This is a genomic window from Phytohabitans sp. LJ34 (assembly GCF_052068095.1).
Taxonomy (GTDB): domain Bacteria; phylum Actinomycetota; class Actinomycetes; order Mycobacteriales; family Micromonosporaceae; genus Phytohabitans.
The window spans coordinates 80,586-91,783 of the sequence record NZ_JBQHDG010000003.1 but is presented as its reverse complement, the minus strand read 5'-3'; the positions used below and the strand labels follow the sequence as shown (position 1 = coordinate 91,783).

14 protein-coding genes are annotated in these 11,198 nt (G+C 70.3%); 7 read left to right on the top strand and 7 right to left on the bottom strand.

Annotated features, from left to right (window positions below; all coding sequences use genetic code 11):
* Window positions 1-31 precede the first annotated feature (31 nt).
* From ACTMTJ_RS05840 to ACTMTJ_RS05830, 3 genes are all read left to right on the top strand, one after another.
* Entirely contained in the window at window positions 32-196 is a 165-nt protein-coding gene (locus ACTMTJ_RS05840) for a hypothetical protein (protein ID WP_441215041.1), read from the top strand.
* Window positions 197-587: 391 nt separating this feature from the next.
* Window positions 588-1,349, top strand: a complete 762-nt coding sequence (locus ACTMTJ_RS05835; RefSeq protein WP_441215040.1) for a C39 family peptidase — start codon at window positions 588-590, stop codon at window positions 1,347-1,349.
* 71 nt (window positions 1,350-1,420) lie between these two features.
* Window positions 1,421-2,578, top strand: coding sequence for a serpin family protein (locus ACTMTJ_RS05830; RefSeq protein WP_441215039.1), 1,158 nt, complete (start codon window positions 1,421-1,423; stop codon window positions 2,576-2,578).
* Here ACTMTJ_RS05830 and ACTMTJ_RS05825 read toward each other — a convergent pair.
* On the bottom strand, window positions 2,547-3,368 hold the full coding sequence (locus ACTMTJ_RS05825; RefSeq protein WP_441215038.1) for a methyltransferase domain-containing protein: 822 nt from the start codon (window positions 3,366-3,368) through the stop codon (window positions 2,547-2,549). The two genes, ACTMTJ_RS05830 and ACTMTJ_RS05825, sit on opposite strands and share 32 nt — an antisense overlap.
* Window positions 3,365-3,811 carry a type II toxin-antitoxin system PemK/MazF family toxin gene (locus tag ACTMTJ_RS05820; RefSeq protein WP_441215037.1) on the bottom strand — a complete coding sequence of 149 codons (447 nt, stop codon included), beginning with the start codon at window positions 3,809-3,811 and terminating at the stop codon, window positions 3,365-3,367. The genes ACTMTJ_RS05825 and ACTMTJ_RS05820 overlap by 4 nt, the downstream gene beginning before the upstream one ends.
* A gap of 52 nt (window positions 3,812-3,863) precedes the next feature.
* Between ACTMTJ_RS05820 and ACTMTJ_RS05815 the strand changes: the two genes are divergently transcribed.
* The gene (locus ACTMTJ_RS05815; protein ID WP_441215036.1) at window positions 3,864-4,619 is read left to right on the top strand and encodes a DUF427 domain-containing protein; all 756 of its coding nucleotides are present in this window, start codon (window positions 3,864-3,866) and stop codon (window positions 4,617-4,619) included.
* On the opposite strand, the gene ACTMTJ_RS05810 is transcribed toward ACTMTJ_RS05815, so the two are convergent.
* Window positions 4,612-5,208, bottom strand: a complete 597-nt coding sequence (locus ACTMTJ_RS05810) for a dioxygenase family protein (RefSeq protein ID WP_441215035.1) — start codon at window positions 5,206-5,208, stop codon at window positions 4,612-4,614. The two genes, ACTMTJ_RS05815 and ACTMTJ_RS05810, sit on opposite strands and share 8 nt — an antisense overlap.
* 625 nt (window positions 5,209-5,833) lie before the next feature.
* Here ACTMTJ_RS05810 and ACTMTJ_RS05805 point away from each other — a divergent pair.
* A complete protein-coding gene (locus ACTMTJ_RS05805) occupies window positions 5,834-5,959 on the top strand; it encodes a hypothetical protein (RefSeq protein ID WP_441215034.1) in 126 nt (41 codons plus the stop codon).
* Between the two features lie 26 nt (window positions 5,960-5,985).
* Here ACTMTJ_RS05805 and ACTMTJ_RS05800 read toward each other — a convergent pair whose 3' ends face one another.
* Window positions 5,986-6,870: a helix-turn-helix domain-containing protein gene (locus ACTMTJ_RS05800; protein ID WP_441215033.1), complete on the bottom strand. Its 885-nt coding sequence runs from the start codon at window positions 6,868-6,870 to the stop codon at window positions 5,986-5,988.
* Window positions 6,871-7,185: 315 nt separating this feature from the next.
* On the opposite strand from ACTMTJ_RS05800, the gene ACTMTJ_RS05795 reads away from it, so the two are divergent.
* Both ACTMTJ_RS05795 and ACTMTJ_RS05790 read left to right on the top strand, forming a co-directional pair.
* The gene (locus ACTMTJ_RS05795; protein WP_441215032.1) at window positions 7,186-7,452 is read left to right on the top strand and encodes a DUF397 domain-containing protein; all 267 of its coding nucleotides are present in this window, start codon (window positions 7,186-7,188) and stop codon (window positions 7,450-7,452) included.
* Window positions 7,453-7,592: 140 nt separating this feature from the next.
* Window positions 7,593-8,561, top strand: a complete 969-nt coding sequence (locus ACTMTJ_RS05790) for an NAD(P)H-dependent flavin oxidoreductase (RefSeq protein WP_441215031.1) — start codon at window positions 7,593-7,595, stop codon at window positions 8,559-8,561.
* Here the strand turns inward: ACTMTJ_RS05790 and ACTMTJ_RS05785 are convergent.
* The 3 genes from ACTMTJ_RS05785 to ACTMTJ_RS05775 are packed head-to-tail and all read right to left on the bottom strand — an operon-like array spanning window position 8,549 to window position 11,132.
* Window positions 8,549-9,154, bottom strand: coding sequence for an FMN reductase (locus ACTMTJ_RS05785; RefSeq protein WP_441215030.1), 606 nt, complete (start codon window positions 9,152-9,154; stop codon window positions 8,549-8,551). The two genes, ACTMTJ_RS05790 and ACTMTJ_RS05785, sit on opposite strands and share 13 nt — an antisense overlap.
* Window positions 9,151-10,257 carry an LLM class flavin-dependent oxidoreductase gene (locus ACTMTJ_RS05780; protein ID WP_441215029.1) on the bottom strand — a complete coding sequence of 369 codons (1,107 nt, stop codon included), beginning with the start codon at window positions 10,255-10,257 and terminating at the stop codon, window positions 9,151-9,153. The genes ACTMTJ_RS05785 and ACTMTJ_RS05780 overlap by 4 nt, the downstream gene beginning before the upstream one ends.
* A gap of 32 nt (window positions 10,258-10,289) precedes the next feature.
* Entirely contained in the window at window positions 10,290-11,132 is an 843-nt protein-coding gene (locus ACTMTJ_RS05775) for a helix-turn-helix transcriptional regulator (protein ID WP_441215028.1), read from the bottom strand.
* Window positions 11,133-11,198: the final 66 nt, after the last annotated feature.

The following is an 11,198-nucleotide window of genomic DNA, read 5'->3' as shown; positions in this document are numbered from 1 at the left end:
GGCCACTACCGCACGACAACGGGAGTGGTACGTGAGTGGGGGCACAAGGGTCCTCTGGGCCATCGTCATCGGGTTCTTCGCGCTGGCCATCACGGCCGCGATCATGCCGCCGTTCGTCGCCTTTCTGGGCGCTGTGGTGGCCGTTGCCGGATTCTGGCACGTGACGGCAAAAAAGCACGACGGACCGGTGCAGTGACCTGACCGGCCGCCGCCCGCGGGCGCCCGGGCCGCCCGCATGGCGGCCGCACGGACCGGCCGCGATGGCTTGACGGGCCGGGGTGTGCCCACCGGGCGGCGGCCCGCCCCGGGCCCGGCGGTCCGGCCGCCCACCCCGGACGGTCCGGCGCATTCGGACCCAATGGCCCCATGGTGTCGGGCGCCCAGCCAGTGACCCGGGCCACGTCCCGGCCCGGGGAATGGATCGGGTTACCGGCCGGTTGACATCCCCGGCACGCCGGAACCCCAACCGAGCGTGCCTTCGCGTTCGCGGCCAGTACGACGAGATGCCGCAAGCGCCGCCCGTGGCCCTCGCCGAAGAGCCCGCCGCGGAGCGACCATCCCCCAGCAAACGAAAGGGTTCCCCTGTGATGAAGCACGTCCTCGATCGGTGGCTGCCGTCCATCGACAGGAACCGGCTCCACCGGCCGGCCATGTTCGCCGCTGGGTTGGCACTCGCCGCCGGCACTGTCGGCGGCCCGGCCGCTATCCAGGCCGCCAACGACCCGGCCAGCGCGGCGCCTCCCGCCGCGACGGCCACCGTGGCCGCCAAGGCCGACGGCAAGCCGGCGAACACCGCCAAGAAGCACACCGCCCCCGCCAAGAAGGCGGTCCCGGCGAAGGCCGCCGCCCAGGTCCGCTTCGGCTACCAGGAGCAGAGCACGTACTACTTCTGCGCCCCGGCGGCGACCCGCATCGCGCTCTCCGCGCGTGGGCCCGCGCCGAGCCAGTACGACCTGGCGAAGAGCCTGGGCACCACCGAGAACGGCACCAACTCGGCGCACGAGACCACGCGCGTGCTCAACAAGGTGAACGGGACCGACTTCTACCGCACGCGGGAGATCCCCGGCCCGTCCGCCAAGCCCGCGGAGATGGACCGCCTCCAGGCGGACGTCATGCGCGCCCTGAGCCACGGCTACCCGGTCGTGGCGAACATCAAGGGCACCGCCACCGACGTCAACGGTAAGGCGCACTCGTACGAGGGTGGGCACTACCTGACCATCGTCGGCTACCGCGACCAGGGCCGCACCGTGCGGATCGCGGACCCGTTCGACACCTCGAACGGTGGCACCTACTGGATGAGCACCATCTCGGCCGCCAACTGGATCGCCGAGCGCGGCTACAGCGCCTGACGATCCACAAGGGACCAGTACGATCGGCCGCGGCCGGCGCGAAGCCGGCCGCGGCCGCATACTCTGGACAGATGGCAGCCGTACCCACCCTCACGGCCGAAGGCGTCGAGCGGGTCGCCCCGCCCGGCGACGCACCGATCGCCGAGGTGGCCGCCGGCATCACCCGCGTGGGCCACGCGCTCGCCGAGCGGGCCACGACCACCAACTGGGTCTGCTCCCCCCTGTCGCTGGCATACGCGTTCGCCATGGCACGTGCCGGCGCGGGCGGCGAGACGGCGGCGGAGATCGACCGCGTGCTCGGCTTTCCGGCGGAGGGCACGCACGCGGCGTTCAACGCGATCTCGCGGCAGGCCGCCACCGACCACGTGCGCGTCGCCAACGGCCTGTTCACCCAGCACGGCCTGCCGGTCGGCGCGGAGTTCCTGGAGACGCTGGCCACGCACTACGGCACCGGCGTGCACCCGGTCGACTTCGCCCGCGACGGCGCCGAGGTCATCAACGCGTGGGTGCACGACACCACCGCCGGCCGCATCCCGCGCCTCTTCGACGCCCTCTCCCCCGCCACCCGCCTGGTGCTCGCCAACGCGATCTACCTCAAGGCCCCGTGGCGGCACCCGTTCGCCGAGGGCGAGACGACCCACGAGCACTTCGCCGCGGCCGGCGGGCCGGTGCGGGTGCCGATGATGCACCTCACCGCCGACCTCGCCTACGCCGCCGGGCCCGACTGGCAGGCCGTCGAGCTCCCCTACAAGGGCGCCGACCTCGCCATGCGGCTCATCGTGCCGGCGGACGACCAGGCGCCGGACGCACTGCTCGCGCCCGACCTGCTCGCCGCCGTGACCCGATCACTCGTCCCGACCTACGTCGGGTTGGCCATGCCGCGGTTCGATTACGGCTCGCACATCGATCTTGTACCACCGCTGAAGTCCCTCGGCCTGCGGACGGTCTTCGCGCCGGAGGCGGACCTGGGCGGCATCCACCCCGGGCTCCGCGTCGACGGCGCCGTGCAGCGGGCGACGATCACAGTGGACGAGTGGGGCACCGAGGCGGCCGCCGCCACGGGGTTGATGATGCTCACCTCGATGCGCCAGCCACCGACCACAGTGGTCAGTGCCGACCTGCCGTTCGCCTTCGCCATCACGCACGTGCCGACCGGGGTGCCGCTCTTCGCCGGCGTCGTCGGCGACCCGAGCGACACTAAGGGCGGACGCCAGCAGCCACCCAGATAGTCACCACCGCGAGCAGCTCGCCCGCGTCGGCCGCGCGGTCGACCGCCGCCCACCACGGGTCCCACAGCTCCTCCGGGATGAACCCGGCCTCGCGCGGGATGCTCCGGTTGAAGAGGGGGATCACCGTGCTGGCGTCGTCCGGGTCGGTAAACCACAGCGGCACCGGCTCGCACACCACGTCGACGAGACCGGCGCGCACCAGGCGCCGGCGGAGCGTGCGCCCCATCGTCGGCTGGTGCTGGCGGGCGACCATCGCGCCCTGCCACATCCGCGACACCAGGTCGTCCGGCAGCCCGTCGCTGGCCAGCGAGAGCCAGTCGGTGTCGACGAGGCACACCCGCCCGCCGGCGCGGGTCACCCGCACCAGCTCGGCGACGCCCGCGTCCGGTTCCCCCATGTGCTGGAGCACCCGCTCGGCCCGTACCCCGTCGAATGTCTGGTCCTCGAAGTCGAGGGAGAGCAGGTCGCCGACGGCGTAGGTCACCCGGGCGTCGCCGGCGCGTCCGGTGGCGACGGCGATGGCCGCGGCGGAGGCGTCCACGCCGACGACCTGACCGCCCGGGGCGACGGCCGCCGCGAGGTCACGCGCCACCTCGCCCACCCCGCACCCGGCGTCGAGCAGGCGCTGCCCGGGCCGCGGGTCGAGCGCCCGCTGAGCGGCGGCCCGCACCCGGCGCATCTGCGGGTCGGCGGCCATCCGTTCGAGCGCATCGAAGATCATCGCCTGCATCGGCGGCGGCATGTCGTCGATCGTCGCGAACGGCGTGCGCTCCGGCACCTCGCGCGTCATCGCTGCGCCGCCCATCCGTAGCCGGTGCGCAGCTCCTGCGCCACCGCCTCGAAGCGCACCCGGTCGAGCACCGCGCCCTCGCGGCGGATGCCGTCTTCGTCGACGGTGAGCACCCGGTCGAGCCGCACCCAGCTGGGGCGGTGCTCGCGATCCCAGGCGCCGGGGCCGAGCGCGTACCAGTGGCGCTGCCCCTCGCGGTCGTTGTTGCTGGAGAGCATCAGGCCCAGCAGCGTGCGCCCGTCGCGTCCCACCACCAGCACCGGGCGGTCCTTGCCCTGCCGCGGGTCGTCCTCGTAGGCCACCCAGGTCCACACGATCTCGCCCGGATCGGCGTCGCCGTCCAGGTTGGGCGCGTACACGAGAGTGCGGCCGCCCAGGGCGGCCGGCTGCGGCCGGGGCCGCTTGCGCAGCCTGGCGGCGACGCTCTTCAGGAGGTTGCTCACGGCGTGCACCATATCCGGAATTCGATCTCGACCGGGTCTGTTGGTTGAGAACATGACTACTTCTACGGCTTCCACCGCGACCCGCGGCCGGGTACGGGTGGAGCAGGGCGCCAAGCGGGTCCGCGTGGTCTTCAACGGCCAGGTGATCGCCGACACGACCAAGCCGGCGTACGTGTGGGAGAGCCCCTACTACCCCACCTACTACCTGCCCCTCGCCGACGTGGCCGCCGGTGTGCTCGAGCCCACCGGTCGCGCCAAGCACTCCCCCAGCCGCGGCGACGGCCAGTTGTACACCGTGCGCGTGGGCGACCGCGAGGCCGTGGACGCCGCCCTCCGCCACGAAGACTCCCCGATCGACGAGCTGCGCGAGCTGGTCCGCTTCGACTGGGACGCGATGGACGAGTGGCTGGAGGAGGACGAGCCGGTCTACGTACACGCCCGCGACCCCTACACGCGCGTGGACATCCTGGCCAGCTCCCGCCACGTACGCGTCGAGGTCGACGGCGTCACGGTCGCCGAGTCGAGCCGTCCGTACGTGCTCTACGAGACGGGGCTGCCGCCCCGCTACTACCTGCCGATGGTCGACGTGCGCCTCGACCTGCTCCAGCCGTCGGCGACCGAGTCGTACTGCCCGTACAAGGGCAAGGCGACGTACTGGTCGGTGCGCGCGGGAGACACGGTCCGCGACGACGTGGTGTGGACCTACCGCACCCCGCTCCCGGAGAGCCAGAAGGTGGCCGGCCTCCTCTCCTTCTGGACCGGCAAGCCCGGCGTCACCGTGTACGTGGACGGCGAGCCGATCAAGTAAGCAGCAGCACGGCTTCGCCTCGCCACCCGGCACCGTCACGGCTGAGCAGGACACCGACCGGCCCTTCCGCCGGCGTGACGGTGGCGGGCGGCGAGCCGGAGCCGAAGACCATCGTCACCTCGGCCCGCCGCCCACCGTGGTCGATCTGAAGGTGGATGTGTGCCGGCGGCGCGTTCGCCTCGGGGTACTGCGCCGGCCGGATCGTCTCCAGCCGGAAGCGTCCACTGTGGTCGGTCTGGCCGCGCGCCTCGTAGAAGCAGCAGTCGTCCCCGCCCTTGGGACCGTACAGCCCGCGCGCGTCGGTGTGCCAGATCCGCAGCGGCGCACCAGGCACCGGCTGGCAGCCCCGGTCGAGCACGACCGCGTCGATGGCGAGCACGTCACCGCCGGCGGTGGCCTGGGGCACCCCTTCGGTCGGCCCCGGCGTGAGGGTGACGTCGGCCCTGCCGAACGCGGGCCGCGCGCATCCCGACGCGCCGCTCGGGCTAGCGCTCGTCACCACCGGCGCCGGATCGCCACCGTCGCACGCGACGACCCCGCCGAGCCCGATCACCGCGACGGCGATGCCATGGATGGAGCGCTCGATCATGTCGCCTACGAGTCACGAGGGCGCCCTTCGGTTCCCGCCCATTCCCGCCGCAACATTCATGCAACCCCATTGGCACGGAATGCCAATTCACGGAAATCCCGGAGTGCCATCGCGCGCTAAGCTATCGTACGTCTGAACGTCGGCTTGTCGATGCTCACCGACAGCAGCAATCCACTCTCCGGATCGCGATCTGCCATGTAGCTAGTTGACACTTCCGTTCCGCCGGTATCAGCGCCATACTGTATGGGCTGGTTCTCCTCGGATCAGCGCTGCTTCCAGGCATCGCCTGCAGCCCAGACGCTTGTCCCTCGGAAGCGCCGCGAAAGCCCTCCGATGCTGCGGAGGGCTTTCGTGTCATTTGGGCGCGGAGCCCCAATGCGCATTTCCTGCGATCCATCCGATTCTTCACGCTCACAGCACGTAATCTCGACGGCAGACCGAGTCACCGTACGGGATTCAGCGGCAGCAAACGCCCCGCATGTGACGCGGCGCGCTCCCCATGGGCTGCAGGCAGAGAGGGTGCCAGAAGATGACGAGACGATTCCCACCAAGACACTACGCGCATTCAATCGCGCTACACCCCCACCGCCGCACGAGACGCCCGGCAAACGTGATCTTGGTCATCGTGATCCTAGTGCAGTCGGTCGCGCTGGCCGCGTTGGGCTGGGACGCCCCAGCCATCGTCTCGATCATCGTGACGACGGCCGCCCTGCTCGGCTCCACCAGGGTGTTCTGCCCACTACACACCTGAAGCCGTAGGCGTAACAACCATCTCGGTCAGGCCGCACGCGCGGCCTGACCGCCAAGGTCACCGATGATGCGGCCGATCACCGCACCAGTCTCCTCGGCCGGCAGAGCAAGGCCCTCCAAATCCCAGAAGCCGGACAAGTAGAGAGCGAGTTCCTCCCCGTCATCGCGATCGAGGATGTAACCCCGTGGATTTTCCACGAATAGAAGCGCCTCGACGTTGGCCTCCCTGAACTCCAGGATCACAAACGGGGATCGCATGTTGCGATGCACCCCGACCTCAAACGGCAGGATCTGGATCGTGATCTGGGGAAGTTCCGCCTGCTCACGGAGGTATGCCAACTGCGCGATCATCGTGTCTCCAGGGCCAACCCGGCGACGCAACGCCGATTCGTCGACGATGAAGAACATTTCAGGCGCCTCGGGCTGGCGGAGGAGTTCCTGCCGGGCCAACCGTGCCTCGATCTGGCGGTCCATGATGCGTCTCGATGTCCCCGGCGGGGCAAGGGTCTCTATAACCGCCTGCGCGTACGCCTCGGTCTGCAAGAGCCCAGGGACGAAGAGCGGCTCCCACTGCCGCACGACCGAAGCGGAGCCCTCGTAGTTGAGGTAGGTCAACATCTCAGAGCTGAGGACGTCGCGGTGACGGGACAGTGGCGACTTACGCGCGATCTGGGCCCATCTCGTCAACTCGCCCACCTGATGAGGATCACGGATCTGGTACATGTCGAGGAGAGCGCGCAGGTCAGTGGTGGAAACTCCGACTGCGCCACCCTCGATCCTCAGCAGCTTTGACACCGACCAATCCTGAGCCTCGGCGACATCCTTCTGGCTGAGCCCTTTCGCGACGCGCGCCTCCCGCAAAGCGCGCCTCAGTCGCAACCGACAGATGGACGGATCGAGTGACTCTGCCATGGCTGGGTTCCCCTCGCAAAAGATCGCACAAACGGCGATCACGGATCGCCGTCACTAGCAGTATGACAACTAGCGATGCGCTAGTCACCATCTGGAAGCGGCGCAATGCCGATCCCACCCCCTACCGACGATCAGGACAGAATGCACTAGGAGAACTGACATTGAGATATATGAATATCAATTTGATCTCAAGATACGGTATTTGTCAGACTTTTCCAACCTACGACCACCTCCACACGCTTGCCGATCCCAGCAAGCAAGACGACACGCCGGGGAAACTTGGCCTCACGCCCATTTTGTGTTAGTTAGTGCCCGGTGATCACCTACCGCGCCGAGGGTGGCGATACGACCCACGACGGGCTCGTCGTCCGATGGGCAAGCTACGCCTGGAAGAAGAGCAGTCGCAGTGCCGCTGGCAACGGCAACTGCGTTGAGATATGCATCTTAGAAGATCGGGTCGGTATCAGGGATTCCAAGGCGGAGCCGGGCGGCTCCGTCTTGACCGTTAGCAAACAGAGCTTTGCGAGCTTTCTCGACGCGACAAAGTGCGGCGTTTTCGACCGTCCGACGTACGGCTCTTAAACAATCCATCTATACGACAAACATCGCAACCACCAAATAGCCCGCCGACTGACCTCGGCGGGCTTCACATTGCCCCCAAACCAACAACCGGAACGCTCGTGGGAAAATGAACCTCGGCTCTTGAGAAGAAGGGGACCACGATGACGTGGCGGGATACCGCGCTGGCGCGGCGGCTCGGTCTGCGGGTGCCGATCATCCAGGCACCCATGGCCGGCGGCATCTCCACGCCCCGCCTGGCCGCCGCCGTCGCCAACGCGGGCGGCCTGGGCTCGATCGCCGGCGCCATGCTCACCCCCGACGCGATCCGCGCCGCGATCGCCGAGTTCCGCGCGGCCAGTGACGGCCCACTCGCGGTCAACCTCTTCGCGCCGCTCCCCCGCCCCACCACCGCACGGGTGGCCGAGTGGTCCGCCCTCACCGGTGTCGCGCCGCCCGAGAGCTTCCCGGCGGCGCCCGACTTCGCCGACCAGCTCGCCGCCGTCGTGGGTGAGCGGGTGCCGGTGTTCAGCTTCACGTTCGGCATCCCGCCGTTGGACGGCGTCGACGCGTTCACGGTCGGCACGGCGACCACCGTCGAGGAGGCCCTCGCGTTGGAGCGGGCCGGTGTGGACGCCGTGGTGGCGCAGGGGTACGAGGCGGGCGGCCACCGCGGCACGTTCCTGGCGCCGGTGGAGCGGTCGCTGGTCGGCACGCTGACCCTGGTGCCGCAGGTGGTCGACGCGGTGTCGGTGCCGGTCATCGCCTCGGGCGGCATCATGGACGGCCGGGGCGTCGCGGCGGCGCTGGCCCTGGGCGCGCAGGCGGTGCAGCTCGGCACGTGCTTCATCCGCTGCCCCGAGTCCGGCGCGAGCGAGGCCCACAAAGGAGCCCTGGCCGGTGCCGAGACCACGGTGACCAAGGTGCTCACCGGGCGGCACGCGCGGGCGGTTCGTACGCCGCTGGTCGACCGCCTCGAGGCCGCGGGCCTCCAGCCGCCGGACTACCCGCTGCCGCGCTACTTGAGTCCGGAGCCGCCGATGTTGGCCGGCCAGGGCGCCACCTGGAGTCGCGCCCTCCCGGCCGCGGAGCTCGTCGCCGCCCTGGAGCGGGAGGCCACTCAGCTGGGCTGACCGCCGAGCAGCTCGGAAAACGGCGTCGGCTCGTCGAACGGGTCCGCCACCACCGGCGGCTCGCGGCGCTCGATCTCGACGGCGAGCTCCGCCGCCGCCCGCTCGATGCGGGCCGCGAGCGGGCCCTGCGCGGTGGCGCCGCCCCAGTCTTCGGGCGCGGCGAACACCGACGTCGGCACCACCACCGCCCGCAGGTGGGCGAAGAGCGGGCGCATCGCGAACTCCAGCGCCAGCGAGTGCCGCGCCGTGCCGCCGGTCGCGCCGATCAGCACGGGCTTGTCGACCAGCGCGCCCTCCGGCAGTACGTCCACAAAGGACTTGAACAGGCCGCTGTACGACGCGTTGAAGATCGGCGTGACCGCGACGAGGCCGTCGGCGCGGGCGACCGCGTCGAGCACCCGTTCCAGCTCGGGCGAGGGAAAGCCGGTCAGCGTGTGGTTGGTCAGGTCGTGCGCGCGGTCGCGCAGCTCGACCGTCTCCGCGTCCGCGTCCAGCCGGCGGCGGGTGGCCGCCGCCAGCTGGTCGGCGAGCAGCCGCGTCGAGGACGGCTGGCTCAGGCCCGCGGAGACCACCACGAGGGAACGCCGGCTCACGCGTCGATCCCAGCAGAAGCAGCGGCGACGGCCGCCGCGGCGGCGCGGAGCGAACCGTGCGTCGGCGCGTCCGGCACGTGCGCGGGGCGGCCCGCGGCCATCTCCCGCCGCAGCACCGGCACGACCTCCTCGCCCAGCATGTCCATCTGCTCCAGCACGGTCTTGAGCGGCAGGCCCGCGTGGTCCATGAGGAACAGCTGCCGCTGGTAGTCGCCGAAGTGCTCGCGGAACGTCAGCGTCCGGTCGATCACCTGCTGCGGGCTGCCCACGGTCAGCGGCGTCTGCTCGGTGAACTCCTCCAGCGACGGCCCGTGCCCGTACACCGGGGCGTTGTCGAAGTAGGGCCGGAACTCGCGGACCGCGTCCTGCGAGTTGCGCCGCATGAAGACCTGGCCGCCGAGGCCGACGATCGCCTGGTCGGCGGAGCCGTGGCCGTAGTGCTCGAAGCGCCGCCGGTACAGCTCGATCATGCGCTTGGTGTGCTCGACCGGCCAGAAGATGTTGTTGTGGAAGAAGCCGTCGCCGTAGTAGGCGGCCTGCTCGGCGATCTGCGGGCTGCGGATCGAGCCGTGCCACACGAACGGGGGCACGCCGTCGAGCGGCCGGGGCGTCGCGGTGAACGACTGGAGCGGCGTGCGGTACTTGCCCTCCCAGTCGACGACGTCTTCGCGCCACAGGCGGTGCAGGAGTGCGTAGTTTTCCACCGCGAGCGCGATGCCGTCACGGATGTCCTTGCCGAACCACGGGTACACCGGGCCGGTGTTGCCGCGGCCCATCATGAGGTCGACGCGGCCGTCGGCGAGGTGCTGGAGGTACGCGTAGTCCTCGGCGATCTTCACCGGGTCGTTCGTGGTGATGAGCGTGGTGGCGGTGGAGAGGATCAGCCGCTCGGTGCGCGCGGCGATGTACCCGAGGAAGGTGGTCGGCGAAGAGGGCACGAAGGGCGGGTTGTGGTGCTCGCCGGTCGCGAAGACGTCCAGGCCCACCTCCTCGGCCTTGAGCGCGATCGTCACCATCGCCTTGATCCGCTCGTGCTCCGTCGGAACGGTGCCGTTTGTCGGGTCGGGCGTGACGTCGCCGACGGAGAAGATCCCGAACTGCATGTCACCCATCCTGCCTCTAGTCCTGCTTTCGTTCAACTTTGAACTAGATGCCGATGACCGCTATTCCCCAGCATTTCCAGCTGCTCCGCCGCACGGCTGCCGGGCACCGCCGTGTACACGAGGAGCTTGTGCGCGTCGCTCTCCGCCACGAAACCCTGGCAGTCGAGCTCGATCACGCCGAGCTCGGGGTGGACGATGCGTTTGGTGTCCATGCGCCGCACCGCCACCTCGTGCCGCTCCCACAGCGCCACGAACTCCGGGCTCGCCGCGGTGAGGCTCGTCACGATCTCCCCCACGAACGGGTCGTGCCCGCGCCGGGCCGTCGCCGCGCGCAGGTTGGCCACCAGCACACGGCTGTGATACCCGTGATCGGCCTCGGGATAGACGAGCCGCGCGGCCGGATCGGCGAACCACCGCCAGACGAAGCTGCGGGCCAGCCCGGTGTACCCGGTCTGGTCACCGAGCAGCGCGACGGCGAGGCTGTTTTGCGCCAGGGTCTCGCCGAGCTCGGTGATCACCACGGCCGGCGTGTCGTGCAGCCGGTCGAGGATGCGCAGCGTGGCGGCGTGCACGGCGGCGGAGGGCGCGTGCCTGGGCGGGACCCGGTGGCCGGCGAGCAGGTACAGGTGGTCACGCTCGTCCGGCCTCAGGCGCAGCGCGCGGGCGATCGCGGCCACCATCTGCTCGGACGGCTGCGAGCCGCGCTGCTGCTCCAGGCGGCTGTAGTAGTCGGTCGACATGCCGGCGAGCAGCGCCACCTCCTCGCGGCGCAGGCCCTGGGTGCGCCGGCGCACACCGGCCGCGAAGCCCACGTCGCGGGGCAGGAGCGCCTCCCGGCGCCGGCGGAGGAAGTCTGCGAGCTGGGCCCGATCCACCCGCCAAGGCTATCCAGGGAGAGCCGCTCCCTGGTAAACCTCGCCCTGCCACACCGCGCCCGGCCG

Excerpts from the sequence above, each read along its gene's own strand:
- ACTMTJ_RS05835 (WP_441215040.1), top strand. The coding sequence starts at position 588 with ATGAAGCACGTCCTCGATCGGTGGCTGCCGTCCATCGACAGGAACCGG.
- ACTMTJ_RS05830 (WP_441215039.1), top strand. The coding sequence starts at position 1,421 with ATGGCAGCCGTACCCACCCTCACGGCCGAAGGCGTCGAGCGGGTCGCC.
- ACTMTJ_RS05825 (WP_441215038.1), bottom strand. The coding sequence starts at position 3,368 with ATGACGCGCGAGGTGCCGGAGCGCACGCCGTTCGCGACGATCGACGAC.
- ACTMTJ_RS05815 (WP_441215036.1), top strand. The coding sequence starts at position 3,864 with ATGACTACTTCTACGGCTTCCACCGCGACCCGCGGCCGGGTACGGGTG.
- ACTMTJ_RS05810 (WP_441215035.1), bottom strand. The coding sequence starts at position 5,208 with ATGATCGAGCGCTCCATCCATGGCATCGCCGTCGCGGTGATCGGGCTC.
- ACTMTJ_RS05800 (WP_441215033.1), bottom strand. The coding sequence starts at position 6,870 with ATGGCAGAGTCACTCGATCCGTCCATCTGTCGGTTGCGACTGAGGCGC.
- ACTMTJ_RS05790 (WP_441215031.1), top strand. The coding sequence starts at position 7,593 with ATGACGTGGCGGGATACCGCGCTGGCGCGGCGGCTCGGTCTGCGGGTG.
- ACTMTJ_RS05780 (WP_441215029.1), bottom strand. The coding sequence starts at position 10,257 with ATGCAGTTCGGGATCTTCTCCGTCGGCGACGTCACGCCCGACCCGACA.